This window comes from Streptomyces caeni, assembly GCF_042678285.1.
GTDB classification, from domain to species: domain Bacteria; phylum Actinomycetota; class Actinomycetes; order Streptomycetales; family Streptomycetaceae; genus Streptomyces; species Streptomyces caeni.
The window spans coordinates 25,346-42,344 of sequence record NZ_JBHUDX010000084.1; the positions used below are offsets into that span (position 1 = coordinate 25,346).

Sequence of the window (16,999 nt, forward strand, 5' to 3'; positions counted from 1 at the left end):
TACCGGCGGGTAGCGAGAGTCGTCCAGAGCCGCCGGCCCGTAACGCTCGTCACGTGGGGCCCACCCCCGGCGGGGGTCAGGTCACGCCCGGGCGGCGGCGAACGCGCCCCTGGCCATCCGGTGCAGCAGCGCCGCCGTCGCGGCCCGCCCGGGCAGCGAGCCCGGCCGCCCCAGGTGCGGTGTCGAGTTGAGCAGTCCGAACACCGAGTGCACCGCCGAGCGGGCGGTCGGCTCGGTCAGGCCCGGATACACCTCGCGGACGACCTCCACCCACAGCTCGACATACTGCCGCTGCAGCTGCCGTACGAGCTTGCGGTCGCTGTCCCGGAGGCGGTCCAGCTCCCGGTCGTGCAGGGTGATCAGGGGACGGTCGTCGAGCGCGAAGTCGATGTGCCCCTCGATCAGCGAGTCGAGGACCGCCTCCGGATCCCGCCCCGCGGGGTTCCCGTCGGCCTCGGCGACCCGCCGCCTGGCCCCGGTCAGCAGCTGCCCGCTGATCCCCACGAGCAGCTCGGCGAGCATCGCGTCCTTGCCCGCGAAGTGCCGGTACAGGCCGGGTCCGCTGATGCCGACCGCCGCCCCTATCTCGTCGACCCCGACGCCGTGGAAGCCGCGCTCGGCGAACAGCCGCGCGGCCTCCTTGAGGATCTGCTCGCGACGGGTGACGGCGTCGGTTCTGGGGGCCATGGAGGCAATTCTAGACAGGGAGGTTAGCGCTCGTTAACCTGAAGGAAATGCGTTAACGCTCATTAACAAGGTGAGGGGACCGCGGGATGCAGGAGGCACCGGAGCTGACGAGCGCGGAAGACCCCGCGTCGGAGGCCTGGCGGGCCAACGAGGCGGCGCACCGCGCACTGGCCGAGGAGCTGCGCGCCAAGCTGGCCGCGGCCCGGCTGGGCGGCGGCGAGAGGGCCCGCGCGCGCCACACCGCGCGCGGCAAGCTGCTGCCCCGCGACCGCGTGGACACCCTGCTGGACGCGGGCTCGCCGTTCCTGGAGCTGGCGCCCCTGGCGGCCGACGGGATGTATGACGGGCAGGCGCCGGCCGCCGGGGTGATCGCCGGTATCGGGCGGATCAGCGGCCGCGAGTGCGTGGTCGTCGCCAACGACGCCACCGTCAAGGGCGGCACCTACTACCCGATGACCGTGAAGAAGCACCTGCGCGCCCAGGAGGTCGCCCTGGAGAACCGCCTCCCGTGCGTCTACCTCGTCGACTCCGGGGGCGCCTTCCTGCCCATGCAGGACGAGGTCTTCCCCGACCGCGAGCACTTCGGGCGGATCTTCTACAACCAGGCGCGGATGTCCGGGGCCGGCATCCCCCAGATCGCGGCGGTGCTCGGCTCCTGCACGGCGGGCGGGGCGTACGTCCCGGCGATGAGCGACGAGGCCGTGATCGTGCGCAACCAGGGCACGATCTTCCTGGGCGGCCCGCCCCTGGTGAAGGCGGCCACCGGCGAGGTGGTGACCGCGGAGGAGCTGGGCGGCGGCGAGGTCCACGCGCGTGTGTCCGGCGTGACGGACCACCTGGCCGAGGACGACGCGCACGCGCTGCGGATCGTGCGGACCATCGTCTCCACGCTCCCCGCGCGCGGACCGCTGCCCTGGGAGGTCGTGCCGTCGGTGGAGCCCAAGGCGGACCCCTCCGGGCTGTACGGCGCGGTGCCGGCCGACTCCCGTACGCCCTACGACGTGCGCGAGGTCATCGCGCGCGTGGTGGACGGGTCGCGGTTCGCGGAGTTCAAGGCGGAGTTCGGGCAGACCCTGGTCACCGGGTTCGCCCGCATCCACGGCCACCCGGTCGGCATCGTGGCGAACAACGGCATCCTGTTCTCCGAGTCCGCCCAGAAGGGCGCCCACTTCATCGAGCTGTGCGACCAGCGCGGCATTCCACTGGTGTTCCTGCAGAACATCTCCGGCTTCATGGTGGGGCGCGACTACGAGGCGGGCGGCATCGCCAAGCACGGCGCCAAGATGGTGACCGCCGTGGCCTGCACGCGGGTGCCCAAGCTCACGGTCGTCATCGGCGGCTCCTTCGGCGCGGGCAACTACTCGATGTGCGGCCGGGCCTATTCGCCGCGGTTCCTGTGGATGTGGCCGAACGCCAAGATCTCGGTGATGGGCGGCGAGCAGGCCGCCTCGGTCCTCGCGACCGTCAAGCGCGACCAGCTTCAGGCGCGCGGGGAGTCCTGGCCGGCCGAGGACGAGGACGCGTTCAAGGCCCCGATCCGCGCCCAGTACGAGCGCCAGGGGAATGCCTACTACGCGACGGCCCGCCTGTGGGACGACGGTGTGATCGACCCGCTGGAGACCCGGCAGGTGCTGGGCCTGGCCCTGACCGCGTGCGCCAACGCGCCGCTCCCCCAGCGGGACCGCACGGCGCCCGGCTTCGGCGTCTTCCGGATGTGAGGGTGGGAATGTTCGAGACAGTCCTTGTCGCCAACCGGGGCGAGATCGCCGTCCGGGTCATCCGCACGCTGCGCGCGCTCGGGGTGCGCTCGGTGGCCGTGTTCTCCGACGCGGACGCCGACGCACGGCACGTCCGGGAGGCCGACACCGCGGTACGGATCGGGCCGGCGCCCGCGGCTGAGAGCTATCTGTCCGCCGACCGGATCCTTCGGGCGGCGGCCGAGACCGGTGCCGAGGCGGTGCACCCGGGGTACGGCTTCCTCGCGGAGAACGCCGCGTTCGCACGCGCCTGCGCGGACGCCGGGCTGGTGTTCATCGGCCCGCCGGCGGACGCCATCGCCCTCATGGGCGACAAGATCCGGGCCAAGGAGACGGTCCGGGCGGCCGGGGTGCCGGTCGTGCCCGGGTCGGACGGGAGCGGGCTGTCGGACGCGGAGCTGGCCGCCGCCGCCCACGCCATCGGCATGCCGGTGCTGCTCAAGCCGTCGGCGGGCGGCGGCGGCAAGGGCATGCGGCTGGTGCGGGACGCGTCCGCGCTGGCCGACGAGATCGCCGCCGCCCGCCGTGAGGCCCGCGCCTCCTTCGGCGACGACACGCTCCTCGTGGAGCGCTGGGTCGAGCGCCCCCGGCACATCGAGATCCAGGTCCTGGCGGACGGCCACGGCAACGTGGTGCACCTGGGCGAGCGCGAGTGCTCGCTCCAGCGCCGCCACCAGAAGATCATCGAGGAGGCGCCGAGCGTGCTCCTCGACGGGGCCACCCGCGCGGCGATGGGCGAGGCGGCGGTCCAGGCGGCCCGCTCCTGCGGCTACCGGGGCGCGGGCACGGTGGAGTTCATCGTCCCGGGCGGCGACCCTTCCGCGTACTACTTCATGGAGATGAACACCCGCCTCCAGGTGGAGCACCCGGTGACCGAGCTGGTCACCGGCCTGGACCTGGTCGAGTGGCAGCTGCGGGTCGCGGCGGGCGAGCCGCTGTCCTTCGCACAGGACGACGTCACGCTCACCGGGCACGCGGTGGAGGCCCGCGTCTGCGCCGAGGACCCCTCCCGCGGGTTCCTGCCCTCCGGCGGCACGGTGCTGTCGTTGCGCGAACCCCAGGGCGACGGAGTGCGCACCGATTCGGGGCTGTCCGAGGGCACCGAGGTCGGCAGCCTGTACGACCCGATGCTGTCCAAGGTCATCGCGCACGGCCCCGACCGCGCGACCGCGCTGCGGAAGCTGCGGGCCGCCCTCGCCGGGACCGTCACCCTTGGCGTGCGGACCAACGCCGGCTTCCTGCGCCGCCTGCTGGCCCATCCGCCCGTCGTGGCAGGCGAGTTGGACACGGGCCTGGTGGAGCGGGAGGTGGACGGCCTCGTACGGGACGAGGTCCCGGAGGAGATCTGGGCCGCGGCGGCGCTGCTGCGCCAAGCCGCCCTCGCCGCCCCGGCTCCGGGCTGGGTCGATCCGTTCTCGGTGCCCAGCGGCTGGCGGCTGGGAGGTGAGCACGCCTGGACGGCGTTCCACCTGCGGGTGCCGGGGCACGACCCGGTGACCGTCCACGTGCGGGGCACCGCGGACGGTGCGGCGGAGCTGCTGCTGCCGGGCGCGGACCGGCCGGTGCGCGCGGCCTGGGGCCCGCCGCCGGGCACGGGGGAGGCGTCCCGTTTCGCCTTCCGCCTGGACGGCGTCACCCACACCGTCGCCGCGCTGCCGGACGGCACCTGGCTCGGGCGCGACGGCGATGCCTGGCACGTGCGCGACCACGACCCGGTCGCCGCGTCGCTGACCGGTGCCGCCCGCGCGGGCACCGACTCGCTGACCGCGCCCATGCCCGGCACGGTGACGGTGGTGAAGGTGGCCGTCGGGGACGAGGTGAGCGCCGGGCAGAGCCTGCTGGTGGTCGAGGCGATGAAGATGGAGCACGTCATCTCCGCCCCGCACGCCGGGACCGTCGCCGAGCTGGACGTCACACCCGGCACGACGGTCGCCATGGACCAGGTGCTGGCCGTGATCGCGGCCCACGAGGAGCACACGGAGGCGGAGGAATGACGGATCGTCGGCTGCCCATGGTCGTACCGGCCCCGGGACTGCCCGCACGGGTCAGGATCCACGAGGTCGGCGCGCGCGACGGCCTGCAGAACGAGAAGGCGGCCGTCCCGACGGAGGTGAAGGCGGAGTTCATCCGCCGGCTCGCCGACGCGGGTCTGACCACCATCGAGGCCACCAGCTTCGTCCACCCCAAGTGGGTGCCCCAGCTCGCCGACGCCGAGGAGCTGTTCCCGCTCGTCGGCGAGCTGCCGGTGGAGCTTCCGGTGCTCGTGCCGAACGAACGCGGCCTGGACCGCGCCCTCGCGCTGGGCGCCCGCCGGGTCGCCGTCTTCGCCAGCGCCACCGAGTCCTTCGCCAAGGCCAACCTCAACCGCACGGTGGACGAGGCCCTGGGGATGTTCGAGCCGGTGGTCGAGCGCGCGAAGTCCCAGGGGGTGCACGTCCGCGGTTATCTGTCGATGTGCTTCGGCGACCCCTGGGAGGGCCCGGTGCCCATCCACCAGGTCGTCCGGGTCAGCAAGTCGCTCATGGACATGGGCTGCGACGAGCTGAGCCTGGGCGACACCATCGGGGTGGCGACGCCGGGTCACGTCCACAACCTGCTGGCCGAGCTGAACGCGCAGGGCGTGCCGACGGGCGCGATCGGCGTGCACTTCCACGACACCTACGGCCAGGCCCTCGCCAACACGCTGGCCGCGCTCCAGCACGGTGTGACGACCGTCGACGCCTCCGCGGGCGGCCTCGGCGGCTGCCCGTACGCCAAGTCCGCCACCGGAAACCTCGCCACCGAAGACCTCGTGTGGATGCTTCAGGGCCTCGGCATCGACACCGGGGTCGACCTCGGCCGGCTCACCGCCACGAGCGTGTGGATGGCCGCGCACCTGGACCGGCCCAGTCCGTCCCGAACCGTCCGAGCCCTCTCCCACAAGGAATGATCCCCATGGACCACCACCTCTCCCCCGAACTCGAGGAACTCCGCCGCACGGTCGAGGAGTTCGCCCACGACGTCGTGGCGCCCAAGATCGGCGACTTCTACGAGCGCCACGAGTTCCCCTACGAGATCGTCCGCGAGATGGGCCGCATGGGCCTGTTCGGGCTGCCGTTCCCGGAGGAGTACGGCGGCATGGGCGGCGACTACATGGCGCTGGGCATCGTGCTGGAGGAACTGGCCCGCGTCGACTCGTCGATCGCCATCACCCTGGAGGCGGGCGTCTCCCTGGGAGCGATGCCGGTCTACCGCTTCGGCACCCAGGAGCAGAAACAGGAGTGGCTGCCGCGCCTGTGCTCCGGGGAGATACTGGGCGCGTTCGGCCTCACCGAGCCGGACGGCGGCTCGGACGCCGGTGCGACGCGCACGACGGCCCGGCTGGACGACTCGACGAACGAGTGGGTGATCAACGGCACGAAGTGCTTCATCACCAACTCGGGCACGGACATCACGGGCCTGGTGACGGTCACGGCGGTCACCGGCCGCACGGAGTCCGGCCGTCCGCTGATCTCCTCGATCATCGTCCCGTCGGGCACGCCGGGCTTCACGGTGGCGGCCCCGTACTCGAAGGTCGGCTGGAACGCCTCGGACACCCGTGAACTGTCCTTCTCGGACGTGCGTGTCCCGGCGGCGAACCTGCTCGGCGAGGAGGGCCGCGGCTACGCGCAGTTCCTCCGCATCCTGGACGAGGGCCGCATCGCGATCTCGGCCCTTGCCACGGGCCTGGCCCAGGGCTGCGTGGACGAGTCGGTGAAGTACGCGAAGGAACGACACGCCTTCGGCCGGAACATCGGCGCGTACCAGGCGATCCAGTTCAAGATCGCGGACATGGAGATGAAGGCCCACACGGCCCGCCTGGCCTGGCGCGACGCCGCGTCCCGTCTGGTCTCCGGCGAGCCCTTCAAGAAGGAGGCGGCGCTGGCGAAGCTGTACTCCTCCACGGTCGCGGTCGACAACGCCCGCGAGGCCACCCAGATCCACGGCGGCTACGGCTTCATGAACGAGTACCCGGTGGCCCGCATGTGGCGCGACTCCAAGATCCTGGAGATCGGCGAGGGCACCAGCGAGGTGCAGCGGATGCTGATCGCGAGGGAACTGGGCCTGGTGGGCTGACGCCTCGTCCGAAGGGTCTCGGCTGTGCCCGCCCGTGAGGCCGGGCACAGCCCGTAGGGGCGGTGCCGATTCCGGCAGGTTGGGCACGCCGGGGGAAACACGCGAGAGCCCTCCTCCCCGAACACCTCGGGGAGGAGGGCCATTTGAGCGCCGGGCAGGCCTTGCACCTGCATCTTCCCGCAGGAAGCGGGACGTCTTTCCTTGGACCACCAACGCGGAGCCGGCCGGTGGAACCGGCCGCAACCTCAAGATCGACTGTAGCCCACCGGTCGCCATGGGCACAACTTCCGGCCGCCCGCCGCCGACCGGGAGCGTGCGATTTATTAGGTTAGGCTAACCTAAATTCCATCGAAGTCGGTGGTCCCTTCGCACGAAAGCAGGCACACCCATGCCCAAGCCGCGCCCCGCCCTCCCCTCCCGCCGTGGCATCCTCACCGCCGGCGGCGCCCTGGGACTCGGCGCCCTGCTGACCGCCTGCGGCGACGGCGAAGACCCCGGGAACGGCGGCCCGGGCGGCGGCCCGACCGCGGGCAAGGGCTCCGGCCCCTGGTCCTTCAAGGACGACCGCGGCCGGACCGCGAAGTCCGACCGGACCCCGTCCGCCGTCGTCGCGTTCGTCGGTGCCGCCGCCGCGCTGCACGACTACGGCATCGAGGTGAAGGGCGTCTTCGGGCCGACGGAGACCGACGACGGCGCGGCGGACGTGCAGGCCGGCGACCTCGACGTCGGCAAGGTCGCGGTCCTCGGCAACGCATGGGGCCAGTTCAACGTCGAGAAGTACGCGGCGCTCGCCCCCGACCTGCTCGTCACGACCCTGTTCGACGACGCGGGCACGCTCTGGTACGTGCCCGAGGAGTCCCGCGAGAAGATCCTCGCGGTCGGCGCCCCGAGCGTCGGGATCTCCGTCTACGACCGGCAGTTGACCGAGCCGCTGCGGCGCATGCTGGAACTCGCGAAGTCGCTCGGCGCGGACACCGGCTCCACCGGGATCACCCGGGCGAAGAAGCGGTTCGAGGACGCGGCCGCCCGGCTGCGCGCGGCCGCCAGGGCCAAGCCGGGCATCAAGGTGCTGGCGGGCTCCGCGAGCCAGGACGTCTTCTACGTCTCCGGCACGAACCTCTCCGTCGACCTGGAGTACTTCAAGGCGCTCGGAGTGAACTTCGTGGAGCCGCCCGCCTCCGCCCTGGAGGCGAGCGGCGGCTGGTACGAGAACCTGAGCTGGGAGAACGCCGACAGGTACCCGGCCGACATCATCATGATGGACAACCGCACCTCGGCCATCCAGCCCGCCGCCATCACCGAGGCGACCTGGAAGAAGCTGCCCGCGGTCAGGGCGGGCCAGGTCATCGCCCGCAACCCCGAGCCCATCCTGTCGTACGACAAGTGCGCCCCGCTGCTCGACGACCTCGCGCAGGCGATCGAGTCGGCGAAGCAGGTGAGCTGACATGACGACGGCCGTGGCCGCCCCGTTCCGTTTCTTCTCCCTCCAGGTCGTACGGACGAGGCGGCTCGGCCCCTCCCTCGTCCGCGTCACCTTCACGGGCGACGACCTGCGTGCGTTCCGCTCCGACGGACACGACCAGAGCCTCTCCCTCTTCCTGCCGCAGCCGGGCCAAAGCGAGCCCGCCGTCCCGGTCCACCTGGGCGACCGGTGGTGGCGGGGATGGCGCGAACTCCCCGACGACGTACGGGCGGTGATGCGTTCATACACGCTCCGGGCGCTGCGGCGGGATCCCGCCGAGATCGACATCGACTTCGTGCTGCACGGCGTTCAACCGGGCGCGACCGCCCCCGCGGGCCCTGCCTCGCACTGGGCCTCCCGGGCCGCCACCGGCGACCGGGTCGTAGTGCTCGGACCGGCGGTCGCGGACAACCGGGCGATCCGCTTCCGGCCGCCCGGGGACACCGACCTGGTGGTTCTCTGGGCCGATACGACCGCCGTGCCCGCCGCCTGCGCGATCCTCGAACGGCTGCCCGCGGACACCCGCGTCCGCGTCTGGCTGGAGGTCGGGCACGCCGGTGACATCCAGGACCCGGTGACCGAGGCCGACGCCGGGATCACCTGGCTGGTGCGCGGCGAAGCCCCCCACGGCGCCGGGGGTACCCCCGCCTCCCCGGCGCCGGCCGCGCTGCGCGCCGCCCGGCTCCCCGAGGCGCGCGCCCCGTACGTCTGGATCGCGGGCGAGGCCGGGCAGGTCAAGGAGGTGCGCCGGCACTTCGTCGGGGAGCGCGGCATCGACCGCCGGCGCGTCACCTTCGTCGGTTACTGGCGGCGCGGACTGAGCGAGGAGCAGATGCGCGCGCACGGGTGACGAGGGTCAGGGGGCGGCACCACACCCGGAAACTTAGGTTAGGCTAACCTAAGTTTACCGCCCTCATCGGAGGTCCCGCATGCGCCAGCACCTGCTCAATGACCTGACCACGGAGCACTACCGCCGCTCCGTGGTCGAAGGAGTCGAGCGGGTGGCCGCCCAACTCGCCGCCACCGACCGCCCGTTCACCGGAGCCACGGTCGACTCCCTCGCATCCCGCGTCGAGCGGATCGACCTGGACCGCCCGCTGCACGACACCACCGCGGTCCTGGACGAACTGGAGGACGTCTACCTCCGCGACGCCGTCTACTTCCACCACCCCCGCTACCTCGCCCACCTCAACTGCCCCGTCGTCATCCCCGCCGTGCTCGGCGAGGCAGTGCTGTCCGCCGTCAACTCCTCCCTCGACACCTGGGACCAGTCGGCCGGAGGCACCCTCATCGAGCGCAGACTCATCGACTGGACCGCCCAGCGCATCGGCCTCGGCCCCGCCGCCGACGGCGTGTTCACCAGCGGCGGCACCCAGTCCAACCTCCAGGCGCTGCTGCTGGCCCGTGAGGAGGCCGGCACCGGCAGCCTCGCCAGGCTGCGGATCCTCGCCTCCGAGGCGAGCCACTTCAGTGTGCGGAAGTCGGCGAAACTCCTCGGTCTGGGCGCCGACGCCGTCATCCCGGTCCCCGTCGGCCACGACAAGCGCATGCAGACCCTCGCCCTCGCCCACGAACTGGAGCGCTGCAGGCGGGACGACCTGGTCCCCATGGCCGTCGTCGCCACCGCCGGCACGACCGACTTCGGGTCCATCGACCCGCTGCCCGGGATCGCCGAGCTGTGCACGCGGTTCGGCACCTGGCTGCACGTCGACGCCGCCTACGGCTGCGGGCTGCTCCTCTCGCCCCGCCGCCGCGGCCTGCTCGACGGCATCGAACGCGCCGACTCCGTCACCGTCGACTACCACAAGTCCTTCTTCCAGCCCGTGAGTTCGTCCGCCGTGCTGGTACGGGACGGCGCCACCCTGCGCCACGCCACCTACCACGCGGAGTACCTCAACCCACGCCGGATGGCGCGGGAACGCATCCCCAACCAGGTCGACAAGTCCCTCCAGACCACCCGCCGCTTCGACGCCCTCAAGCTGTGGACGACCCTGCGCATGATGGGTGCCGACGGCATCGGCGCCCTCTTCGACGAGGTGTGCGACCTGGCCGGGGAGGGCTGGAAGCTGCTGGCCGCCGACCCGCGCTTCGACGTGGTGGTCGAGCCGCAGCTGTCCACCCTCGTCTTCCGCTGCGTCCCCTCGTCCGCCGCCGACCCGGCCGGGATCGACCGCGCCAACCTGCACGCCCGCAACGCCCTGTTCGCCTCCGGCGACGCCGTGGTCGCGAGCACCGAGGTCGACGGCCGCCACTACCTGAAGTTCACCCTGCTCAATCCCGAGACCACGACGGACGACATCGCCGCCGTGCTCGAACTGATCGCCCGCCACGCCGGGCAGTACCCGGGAGAGTCCCTTGACCGCGCTTCCTGAAACCCCCACCCGGACGTACGACGTCGTGGGGATCGGGCTCGGCCCCTTCAACCTCGGCCTCGCCTGCCTCATCGAACCCATCGCCGCGCTCGACGGCGTCTTCCTGGAGTCGAAGCCCGCCTTCGAATGGCACTCCGGGATGTTCCTGGACGGCGCCCACCTCCAGACGCCGTTCCTGTCGGACCTGGTCACCCTGGCCGACCCGACGTCCCCGTACTCCTTCCTGGCCTATCTGAAGGAGCGGGGCAGGCTGTACTCCTTCTACATCCGCGAGAACTTCTACCCGCTGCGCGTCGAGTACGACGACTACTGCCGCTGGGCCGCCTCCCGGCTCGGCAGCGTCCGCTTCAAAACCACGGTCACGGACGTGACGTACGAGGACGAGCTGTATGTCGTACGGACACGGGAAGGGGACGCCTACCGGGCGCGCCATCTGGTCCTCGGCACCGGAACCGCCCCGTATGTCCCGGAGCCCTGCCGCGGCCTCGACGGCGACGCCGTCCACTCCTCCCGCTACCTGGACCACAAGCACCGGCTGCAGACCCTGGAGTCGATCACCGTGGTCGGCAGCGGCCAGTCCGCCGCCGAGATCTACCGGGACCTGCTCGGCGGGATCGACGTCCACGGCTACCAGTTGAACTGGGTCACGCGCTCACCGCGCTTCTTCCCGCTGGAGTACACCAAGCTCACCCTGGAGATGACCTCCCCGGAGTACATCGACTACTTCCACGCCCTGCCCGAGCCCACCCGCTACCGTCTCGCACGGCAGCAGAAGCCCCTGTTCAAGGGCATCGACGGGGCCCTCGTCAACGAGATCTTCGACCTGCTGTACCAGAAGAACCTCGACGGCCCCCCGTCCACGCGTCTGCTCGCCAACTCCTCACTGAACGGCGTACACCGCGAGGACGGCGGCTACCGGCTGGACCTGCGCCAGGAGGAGCAGGAGAAGGACTACGAGCTGCGCACCCAGGGCCTGGTCCTCGCCACCGGCTACCGGTACACCGAACCGGGCTTCCTGCGGCCGGTCCGCGACCGTCTGCGCTACGACGCGCACGGCAACTTCGACGTGGCCCGCAACTACGCCGTCGACACCACGGGCCGGGGCGTCTTCCTGCAGAACGGCGGCCTCCACACGCACAGCGTCACCAGCCCCGACCTGGGCATGGGCCCCTACCGCAACGCGTACATCATCCGGGAACTGCTCGGCAGCGAGTACTACCCCGTCGAGAAGTCCATCGCCTTCCAGGAGTTCGCCGCATGAGCACCACCACCGGCGCCCCCGGCGCCTTCGCCTTCCGCCGCCTCGACCCGGCCGAGGACGCCGGACTGCTGCACACCTGGGTCACCCACCCCAAGGCGGCCTTCTGGATGATGCAGGACGCCCGGCCGGCCGACGTCGAGCGCGCCTATCGGGCGATCGAGGCCGACGAGCACCACCACGCCCTCCTCGGACTGCACGACGGCACACCCGTCTTCCTGATGGAGAGGTACGATCCCGCCCACCGCGAACTGGCCGGCCTGTACCGGCCCGAGCCCGGTGACGTCGGCATGCACTTCCTCGTCGCGCCGGCCGAGACACCCGTGCACGGCTTCACCCGCGCCGTCCTCACCGCGGTGATGCGGCACCTGTTCGACGACCCGGCGACCGCCCGCGTGGTCGTCGAACCCGATGTGCGCAACACCGCCGTGCACGCCCTGAACGCGGCGGTCGGGTTCCTGCCCGAACGTGAGATCCAGAAGCCGGAGAAGAGGGCACTGCTGGGTTTCTGCACCCGCGAGCGGTTCGAGCAGGCGATGGCGGCATGAACCTCGCCGACGCAGTCTCCCATCTGTCCCCCGGACGCTGGGAGCACGCCAACCGCCTCCTCGTCCGCAAGGCCCTCGCCGAGTTCGCCCACGAGCGGCTGGTCACGCCCGGACGGGATGGGAAGGGCCGGTACGTCGTCCGCAGCGACGACGGCCACACCGTCTACCGGTTCGCCGCCACCCGCCGCGCCCTCGACCACTGGCAGGTGGACCCCGGTTCCCTCACCCGGCACCGCGACGGCCGTGCGCTCCCCCTCTCGGCCCTGGACCTCATCACCGAGCTGCGGACGTCGCTGGGGCTGAGCGACGAGGTGCTCCCGGTCTATCTGGAGGAGATCTCCGCCACCCTCTCCGGCACCTGCTACAAGCTCGCCAAGCCGAAGGTCACCGCCGCCGAACTGGCCGGGAGCGGGTTCCAGGACATCGAGACCGGCATGACCGAGGGCCACCCCTGCTTCGTCGCCAACAACGGACGGCTGGGCTTCGGCATCCACGACCACCACGCGTACGCCCCCGAGAGCGCGAGCCCCGTCCGGCTGGTGTGGCTGGCCGCGCACCGTTCGCGGGCGGTGTTCACGGCGGGGGCCGGGATCGCGTACCCGTCGTTCGTCCGGGAGGAACTGGGCGAGGAGGCGGTCGAGCGCTTCCACCGTCAGCTGACCGGACAGCACCTGGACCCCGCCGACTACCTCCTCATACCCGTCCACCCCTGGCAGTGGCGCAACAAGCTCACCGTCGCCTTCGCCGCCGACATCGCCCGGCGGCACCTCGTGTGCCTGGGCGAGGGCGACGACGAGTACCTGGCCCAGCAGTCCGTGCGGACCTTCTTCAACCGGAGCAACCCCGAAAAGCACTATGTGAAGACGGCCCTGTCCGTCCTCAACATGGGCTTCATGCGGGGGCTGTCGGCCGCCTGGATGGAGGCGACCCCGGCGATCAACGACTGGCTGGCGGGGCTCATCGAGAACGACCCGGTGCTGACGGAGACGGGTCTGACGATCATCCGGGAGCGTGCGGCGGTCGGTTACCGCCACCTGGAGTACGAGGCGGCCACGGACCACCACTCGCCCTACCGGAAGATGCTCGCCGCGCTGTGGCGGGAGAGCCCGGTGCCGTCGCTCCGGGAGGGCGAGAGCCTGGCCACCATGGCCTCCCTCCTCCATGTGGACCAGGCGGGCGCCTCCTTCGCCGGTGCGCTGATCGAACGGTCGGGCCTCGCGCCGGCGCAGTGGCTGCGCCGCTATCTGCGGGCGTACCTCGTCCCGGTGCTGCACAGCTTCTACGCCCACGGCCTGGTCTTCATGCCGCACGGCGAGAACGTCATCCTCGTCCTGGCGGACGGGGTCGTGCGGCGCGCGGTCTTCAAGGACATCGCGGAGGAGGTCGCGGTCCTGGACCCGCGTACGGCGCTGCCCCCGCAGGCCGCGCGGATCCGTGCCGAGGTGCCGGAGGAGAAGCGGCTCCTGTCGGTCTTCACGGACGTCTTCGACTGCTTCCTGCGCTTCCTGGCCGCCCACCTCGCCGCCGAAGGGGTTCTGCAGGAGGAGGACTTCTGGCGGACGGTCGCCGAGGTCGCCCACACCTATCAGGACGAGCACCCCGAACTGGGCGGCAGGTTCCGGCAGTACGACCTGTTCGCCCCTCGGTTCCCGCTGTCGTGCCTCAACCGGCTCCAGTTGCGAGACAACCGGCAGATGGTGGACCTGGCGGACCCGTCGGGGGCGCTTCAGCTGGCCGGGACCCTGAGGAACCCGATCGCCGGGCTCCAGGCCCGGGGTGGGGGCGGGCACCCCGGAGTACGGTCCTCCGGGGTGCCCGCGAGCGGTGTTCAGTCCGCCGGCCAGGGCACCTGCGGCGACCGGTAGAACCCGATCCCCAGTGCCTGCCAGCGCGGCCCCTGCGCGGCGAGCCGCGTCCGGTAGGCGTCCCAGTCGTGCGTGGCGGCCGGTGACCAGCCCAGCTCGGCCACGCCCGGCAGCCTCGGGAAGGTCATGTAGTCGATGTCGGCGTCCGTGACGATCGTCTCCGACCACAGGGGCGCCTCGACACCGGCGATCGCCGAACCCGGCGCGCCCGGAAGGTAGGTGCCCGGATCCCAGTCGTAGGAGCGGCGCACCTCCACCAGCCCCGCCCAGTCCTGTCCGAGCGGTGTGTCCCCGGTGTACTTCATGTCGAGGTAGACCCGGTCGGCCGGGGACAGGATCAGCCGGGTGCCGTTCTGCGCCGCGCGGGCGACCCGGGCCTTCTCCGCGGCGCTGGTGCCGTCCAGCCCCCAGTACTGGGCCAGGGCGCCCTTCACCGGGTGCGCGCCGGTGAGCTGGTGCCAGCCGATCACGGTCTTGCCGTACCGGCCCACGACGGGCTGCACCCGGTCCATGAACGTCACGTAGTCGTCGTGGCTCGTGGAGTGCGCCTCGTCGCCGCCGATGTGGAGGTAGCGGCCCGGTGTGAGCGCGGCCAGTTCGCGGATGACGTCGTCCACGAAGTCGTACGTCACCGGCTTGGGCACACACAGCGAGCTGAAGCCGACGTTCGTGCCGGTGTAGAGCGGGGGTGCGACGCCGTCGCAGTTGAGTCCGGCGTACGAGGCGAGGGCGGCGTTGGTGTGGCCCGGCATGTCGATCTCGGGGACGACCTCCAGATAGCGGGAGGCCGCGTGGCGCACGATGTCCTGGTACTGCGCCTTGGTGTAGAAGCCGCCGCTGCCGCCGCCGACCTGGGTCGAGCCGCCGTGGGCCGCCAGGCGCGGCCAGGAGTCGATCGCGATGCGCCAGCCCTGGTCGTCGCTCAGGTGCAGATGCAGGGTGTTGATCTTGTAGAGCGCCAACTCGTCGATGTAGCGCTTGACCTGGGCGACGGTGAAGAAGTGACGGGAGACGTCGAGCATCGCGCCGCGGTAGGCGTAGCGCGGAAGGTCCTCGATGGTGCCGCCCGCGACCACCCAGGGCCCGGGCTGCACGGTCTTCCGCTCGACCGCGGCGGGCAGGAGCTGGCGCAGGGTCTGCACACCGTGGAAGAGTCCCGCCGGCCCGCGGGCGGTGATGGTGACGCCCCGGGCGCCGCTCTCCAGGCGGTAGCCCTCGCCGCCGGGCGGGCCGCCGCCCAGGCGGAGCCGGATGCCGCCGGTGCCGTGCGTGGTGACCGGCAGGCGGTAGCCGGTCGAGGGACGCAGGATGCGCGCGAGGTACTCGCCGACCCGGCGGGCCTCGCCCGATCCTTCGACACGGATCCGTGTGCCGGGGGTGATCCGGTACGGGGAACCGCCCGCCTCGACCGAGGCCGGCGCCGGGATCACCTGGGTCAGGGGGATGGCGGGGGGCGCGGTCGCGGCGGGCGCGGCGCCGGAGCCCAGGGTGAGTCCGGCTGCCGCGGCCAGCAGCAGCGTTCCGAGGAGGCGGGGCGTTCTGTGGTGCCGTGTCACATGCGCTCCCTTCCATGAGGTCCCACGGGCCTGTCCGGTGCGGCGCCGATGGGTATAGACCACTCTCTCGCACGGCGGGGGGAACAATCCCCCTCGTGGCGGAAATCATCCAGAAGGACGGTACGTGGACCTTCGACGGCGGCACGCTGCGGCTGACTCCGGGGCGCGACAAGAACGTCGGCCTGCTCCGCAGGACACTGGGTGAACTCTCCGTCCCGCTCAGTGCATTGGCGGGCATTTCCCTGAAGCAGGGCAAGAAGGCCGGACGGCTGAGACTGCGGCTGCGGCTGCGGCTGCGGCTGCGGCTGCGCGACGGCGCCGGCCCTCCCCCACCGCCTGAACGGCGTGGGGACCCCCAGCCCCAGGCGGCCGGCGGCAGGCTCGGCGAGTCCGACACCCCCTACCGGCCGGTCGTCGAGCCCGACCGCCACGGCGTCGCCGAGTACCTGGCCGACGAGGTCCGCCACGCGCTCCTGCTGGAGCAGGTGCCGTCCGGCCCGGTCGGCCGCCATGCCGCCCGGCCCCGCGGTGCCGCCGTCCGCGTCCGCGTCCGCCGGGGACGGCTCGGCGAGCTTCGGCGGTGAGCGCATACGCCTGGAGTGGAACTGGAAGACCGAGGACTCGAAGGCGTCCGCGGGCGTCCGCACGCTGCCCGTGGCCACCGTCACCGCCGTGGACCGGCAGCCGGCGGTGGGCCTGGAGAACGGCACTCTCCGCTTCGCCGTGCACGGCGCCCAGACCGCGGTGCCACCGAAGTACGACCCCCACTCCGTCGCGCTGTGGGGCTTCAAGAAGGACCCGCTGATGGCGCTCGTCGCGGCGGCCGTGCAGGCCCGGCCGCCGCACCCGTCGGCTCCCGCGGCAGCCGCGGTGGCCGGCGCGCCGCCCGCCGACGAGCTCACCGCGCCCGCCCCTCGACCCACCCCCGCCGAGCACACCACGACGCGCCGCTGCGCCGGTTGCGCTGACTGGGCGAGTCGCACGGGACGGGCGTGCCGACCGAGGAGGAGTTCACCATGACCAAGCAGGCGGTCCTCAAACGGATGTGAGCCACCTCCTGCCCGGAATCGGGCAGAATTCTTGCACTCCCGGCACCCGTACACCATGATCTAGCGGGTGCACGACGAACTCGTTGATCATCTGGAGCGGTCCACACCCCTCAGCCGGGGCGAGGCTCTGCGCGTGATCCAGGACGTGCTCGCCTACTTCGACGAGACGACCGAGGAATTCGTCCGCCGCCGCCATCGCGAGCTGCAGGCCCAGGGCCTGGTGAACGCGACGATCTTCGACCGGATCGAGGCGGATCTCAAGTACCGCGCGGTCGCGCCGCCCGAGCTCACCCTCCGGCAGCTGCGCCGCATCGTCTATGGCTGAGCCGCCGGACGACATCACGTCACCG

At 71.9% G+C, this 16,999-nt stretch carries 13 protein-coding genes and 1 pseudogene; 12 read left to right on the plus strand and 2 right to left on the minus strand.

Annotated features, from left to right (window positions below; all coding sequences use genetic code 11):
• Positions 1 to 81: 81 nt before the first annotated feature.
• The gene (locus ACFSL4_RS27685) at positions 82 to 687 is read right to left on the minus strand and encodes an SACE_7040 family transcriptional regulator (RefSeq protein WP_381088494.1); all 606 of its coding nucleotides are present in this window, start codon (positions 685 to 687) and stop codon (positions 82 to 84) included.
• Between the two features lie 86 nt (positions 688 to 773).
• On the opposite strand from ACFSL4_RS27685, the gene ACFSL4_RS27690 reads away from it, so the two are divergent.
• From ACFSL4_RS27690 to ACFSL4_RS27735, 10 genes are all read left to right on the plus strand, one after another.
• Positions 774 to 2,405 carry a carboxyl transferase domain-containing protein gene (locus ACFSL4_RS27690; protein ID WP_381088496.1) on the plus strand — a complete coding sequence of 544 codons (1,632 nt, stop codon included), beginning with the start codon at positions 774 to 776 and terminating at the stop codon, positions 2,403 to 2,405.
• A gap of 8 nt (positions 2,406 to 2,413) precedes the next feature.
• A complete protein-coding gene (locus tag ACFSL4_RS27695) occupies positions 2,414 to 4,438 on the plus strand; it encodes an ATP-binding protein (protein WP_381088499.1) in 2,025 nt (674 codons plus the stop codon).
• Positions 4,435 to 5,373 carry a hydroxymethylglutaryl-CoA lyase gene (locus ACFSL4_RS27700; RefSeq protein WP_381088502.1) on the plus strand — a complete coding sequence of 313 codons (939 nt, stop codon included), beginning with the start codon at positions 4,435 to 4,437 and terminating at the stop codon, positions 5,371 to 5,373. The genes ACFSL4_RS27695 and ACFSL4_RS27700 overlap by 4 nt, the downstream gene beginning before the upstream one ends.
• A 5-nt stretch (positions 5,374 to 5,378) precedes the next feature.
• Positions 5,379 to 6,539, plus strand: coding sequence for an acyl-CoA dehydrogenase family protein (locus ACFSL4_RS27705; RefSeq protein ID WP_381088505.1), 1,161 nt, complete (start codon positions 5,379 to 5,381; stop codon positions 6,537 to 6,539).
• A gap of 388 nt (positions 6,540 to 6,927) precedes the next feature.
• Positions 6,928 to 7,983, plus strand: a complete 1,056-nt coding sequence (locus tag ACFSL4_RS27710; protein WP_381088508.1) for an ABC transporter substrate-binding protein — start codon at positions 6,928 to 6,930, stop codon at positions 7,981 to 7,983.
• Between the two features lies 1 nt (position 7,984).
• Positions 7,985 to 8,851 carry a siderophore-interacting protein gene (locus ACFSL4_RS27715; RefSeq protein ID WP_381088511.1) on the plus strand — a complete coding sequence of 289 codons (867 nt, stop codon included), beginning with the start codon at positions 7,985 to 7,987 and terminating at the stop codon, positions 8,849 to 8,851.
• A gap of 79 nt (positions 8,852 to 8,930) precedes the next feature.
• Complete coding sequence (locus ACFSL4_RS27720) at positions 8,931 to 10,373, plus strand: pyridoxal phosphate-dependent decarboxylase family protein (protein WP_381088514.1); 1,443 nt, start codon at positions 8,931 to 8,933, stop codon at positions 10,371 to 10,373.
• On the plus strand, positions 10,357 to 11,634 hold the full coding sequence (locus ACFSL4_RS27725) for a lysine N(6)-hydroxylase/L-ornithine N(5)-oxygenase family protein (protein ID WP_381088516.1): 1,278 nt from the start codon (positions 10,357 to 10,359) through the stop codon (positions 11,632 to 11,634). The genes ACFSL4_RS27720 and ACFSL4_RS27725 overlap by 17 nt, the downstream gene beginning before the upstream one ends.
• Positions 11,631 to 12,179: a GNAT family N-acetyltransferase gene (locus ACFSL4_RS27730; RefSeq protein WP_381088519.1), complete on the plus strand. Its 549-nt coding sequence runs from the start codon at positions 11,631 to 11,633 to the stop codon at positions 12,177 to 12,179. The genes ACFSL4_RS27725 and ACFSL4_RS27730 overlap by 4 nt, the downstream gene beginning before the upstream one ends.
• Positions 12,176 to 14,044: an IucA/IucC family protein gene (locus ACFSL4_RS27735; RefSeq protein WP_381088522.1), complete on the plus strand. Its 1,869-nt coding sequence runs from the start codon at positions 12,176 to 12,178 to the stop codon at positions 14,042 to 14,044. The genes ACFSL4_RS27730 and ACFSL4_RS27735 overlap by 4 nt, the downstream gene beginning before the upstream one ends.
• On the opposite strand, the gene ACFSL4_RS27740 is transcribed toward ACFSL4_RS27735, so the two are convergent.
• Complete coding sequence (locus ACFSL4_RS27740; protein ID WP_381088525.1) at positions 14,008 to 15,600, minus strand: beta-N-acetylhexosaminidase; 1,593 nt, start codon at positions 15,598 to 15,600, stop codon at positions 14,008 to 14,010. The two genes, ACFSL4_RS27735 and ACFSL4_RS27740, sit on opposite strands and share 37 nt — an antisense overlap.
• A gap of 95 nt (positions 15,601 to 15,695) precedes the next feature.
• On the opposite strand from ACFSL4_RS27740, the pseudogene ACFSL4_RS27745 reads away from it, so the two are divergent.
• Together ACFSL4_RS27745 and ACFSL4_RS27750 are read left to right on the plus strand one after the other, a co-directional pair.
• Positions 15,696 to 16,649: pseudogene (locus ACFSL4_RS27745) on the plus strand (DUF4429 domain-containing protein).
• 67 nt (positions 16,650 to 16,716) lie between these two features.
• Positions 16,717 to 16,974 (plus strand): hypothetical protein, encoded by a 258-nt coding sequence (locus ACFSL4_RS27750; RefSeq protein WP_381088528.1) that lies wholly within the window; start codon positions 16,717 to 16,719, stop codon positions 16,972 to 16,974.
• Positions 16,975 to 16,999: the final 25 nt, after the last annotated feature.

Excerpts from the sequence above, each read along its gene's own strand:
- ACFSL4_RS27685 (WP_381088494.1), bottom strand. The coding sequence starts at position 687 with ATGGCCCCCAGAACCGACGCCGTCACCCGTCGCGAGCAGATCCTCAAG.
- ACFSL4_RS27690 (WP_381088496.1), top strand. The coding sequence starts at position 774 with ATGCAGGAGGCACCGGAGCTGACGAGCGCGGAAGACCCCGCGTCGGAG.
- ACFSL4_RS27695 (WP_381088499.1), top strand. The coding sequence starts at position 2,414 with ATGTTCGAGACAGTCCTTGTCGCCAACCGGGGCGAGATCGCCGTCCGG.
- ACFSL4_RS27700 (WP_381088502.1), top strand. The coding sequence starts at position 4,435 with ATGACGGATCGTCGGCTGCCCATGGTCGTACCGGCCCCGGGACTGCCC.
- ACFSL4_RS27705 (WP_381088505.1), top strand. The coding sequence starts at position 5,379 with ATGGACCACCACCTCTCCCCCGAACTCGAGGAACTCCGCCGCACGGTC.
- ACFSL4_RS27710 (WP_381088508.1), top strand. The coding sequence starts at position 6,928 with ATGCCCAAGCCGCGCCCCGCCCTCCCCTCCCGCCGTGGCATCCTCACC.
- ACFSL4_RS27715 (WP_381088511.1), top strand. The coding sequence starts at position 7,985 with ATGACGACGGCCGTGGCCGCCCCGTTCCGTTTCTTCTCCCTCCAGGTC.
- ACFSL4_RS27720 (WP_381088514.1), top strand. The coding sequence starts at position 8,931 with ATGCGCCAGCACCTGCTCAATGACCTGACCACGGAGCACTACCGCCGC.
- ACFSL4_RS27730 (WP_381088519.1), top strand. The coding sequence starts at position 11,631 with ATGAGCACCACCACCGGCGCCCCCGGCGCCTTCGCCTTCCGCCGCCTC.
- ACFSL4_RS27735 (WP_381088522.1), top strand. The coding sequence starts at position 12,176 with ATGAACCTCGCCGACGCAGTCTCCCATCTGTCCCCCGGACGCTGGGAG.